Annotated in this window: 2 protein-coding genes; both read left to right on the top strand. The window is 70.8% G+C overall.

From position 1 onward, the window contains the following. The coding region (locus FVW27_RS13975; protein WP_167126182.1) for an aldehyde dehydrogenase family protein at nucleotides 1-525 on the top strand (525 nt) is incomplete at its 5' end. Nucleotides 526-861: 336 nt separating this feature from the next. Further along, on the top strand, nucleotides 862-2153 hold a 1292-nt coding region (locus FVW27_RS13980; protein WP_167126185.1), incomplete at its 3' end, for an ArnT family glycosyltransferase.

The following is a 2153-nucleotide window of genomic DNA, read 5'->3' on the forward strand; positions in this document are numbered from 1 at the left end:
TCCGCCGCCGGGTTCGTGCGCCAGGCCGAACGGCTGGCCGCCGGGCGCGCCCTGCCCTTCGGCCCCGGAGATGCACCCGACCGCTCGTCCCTGTACGTGCCGCCCACCCTGCTGACCGACGTGCCCGACGACAGCCCGGTGCTGCGCGAGCAAGGCTTCGGCCCCGTGCTGGTGGTGCGCCCCTACACCCGGCTGGACGAGGCCACGGCCTTCCTGGCCGGACTGCCCGCGCTCACCGCGCTGTACGCCTTCACCACCGCCCACGCACGCGGCGAACGGCTGATGGAAACCACCCGCGCCGGAGCCGTGCTGATCAACGACGCGGCCACCCACCTCGCCAACCCGCGCCTGCCGCAAGGGGGCGTGGGCGAAACCGGGCACGGGGCCATGGCGGGCCCGGCGGGCCTTGCCACCTTCTCGGCACCCCGCGCGGCAGCCGTGGGGTCCAACTTCTTCGACATCCCCCTGCGCTTCGCTCCCGGCTCGGACCTGAAACTGAAGGTGCTCAAGCGGCTGTACAAGTAACGCTCCCCCTTGCGGCGGCGGACACCCGCAACGCACTGTCCGCCGCCGCAGGGATACGCCCCGCCCGTCCGCTTGCCCGGCGCCGCAGGCGGCACTTGATCCCCGCCCTTCCCCGGAGTCGGCTGGCACCGACGCATCCCGCCCTTCTGGACACCCCCACTCCGAGAGGCTACATTCCCTGCGGCACCGATCCTCCGGAACGACCCGTGCCGCACCGATTTGCGTCATAACGGTTCACGCCAACGCGGCTCGCACCGGCCATGCCCCCCGGCATGCGGCACCGACCGCGCCTGCCGCCTTCCATCATCATTATTCCCACAGGTCATTTTCGCGCGCATGTCCGCATCCATACACCGGCCCGAATTCCGCCCCTCCGCCAGTGCCGTCGACACCGGCAGCCACGGCGCGCACACCCCGCGCGCCGGTGCCGCTTCCGCGCCGTCCGTCATGCCTGCGGCCCCCATCTGGGAACGCAACCCCGCCCTGTGCGCGGGCGTGATCATTGCCGTCACCACACTGGTGCGGCTGTGGTTCGTGATCTCCGGCCAGCTGGACCTGGTGCAGGACGAATCGCAGTACTGGGACTGGTCGCGCAGGCTGCAACTTTCCTATTATTCCAAGGGGCCACTCATCGCCTGGCTCATCCACGGGTGGACGGCCCTGCTGGGCGACACGGAAACAGGCGTGCGCATGGGCGCGGTGGTCAATGCCGCGCTGGCCCAATTCCTGTTGTACCTGGGAGTTTCCCGGCTGCTTCGCGCCCCCGCGCTGGGCGTGCTGACCCTGTTCGTGGCCAATACCACCCCGCTGTTCATGGCATCGGGCGTGCTGATGACCACCGACAGCCCCCTGCTGCCGTGCTGGGCGGGCGCGTTGTTCTGCCTGCACTGGATATCGCGCGAGCCGCGTGGTCGCACACCCTACATGCTGCTGTTCGCGTGCATGGCCCTGGGCGTGCTGGCCAAGTACATGATGCTGGCCATGGCTGGCGTGGCCGTGCTGTGGCTGTGGGGCCTTTCGCGCCACGGCCTGCTGGCGCGCGGCGTGGCCGCGCGGGTGCTGCTGGTGATGCTGGCCGGTTCCGCCGTGGGCATGCTGCCCATCCTGGCCTGGAACATTGCCAACGACTGGGTCAGCTTCCGCCACGTGGCCACCCTGGCCGGGGTGGCGGGCAAGGCCGCCAAAACATTTCTGACGCCGGAACGGATGCCCGAACATCTGGGCGCGCAGGCGGGCATCATCACCCCCTGGTGGCTGGGCATGATGCTGGTGGGCGGCTGGCGCGCCCTGCGCAACGCCTGCTCCGGACAGGTACCGTTCCGCAGGGACGGCGCCGGGAAAGGCGGCATGGCTCCCGTATCCGGCGCACCTGGTGCGCCTTCCGGGCCCACCGGCCCCAACCGCGATCCGGACCGGCTGCGCCGCGACATCCTGCTGGCCGCCGGGTTCTGGCCCCTGTGGGGCGGCATGACCCTGTGGAGCCTGCATACCCGCATCTATCCCAACTGGCCCGCCATGAGCTACGTTGCGGGCATCATGCTGGCCGCGTGCTGCCTGGCCGACCTCATCGCCGCCCGTCGCCGCGACGCCGTCCTGCTCGCGGCGGGGACGCGCACCACCGTGTGGCG

This window comes from Nitratidesulfovibrio liaohensis, assembly GCF_011682075.1.
GTDB lineage: Bacteria > Desulfobacterota > Desulfovibrionia > Desulfovibrionales > Desulfovibrionaceae > Cupidesulfovibrio > Cupidesulfovibrio liaohensis.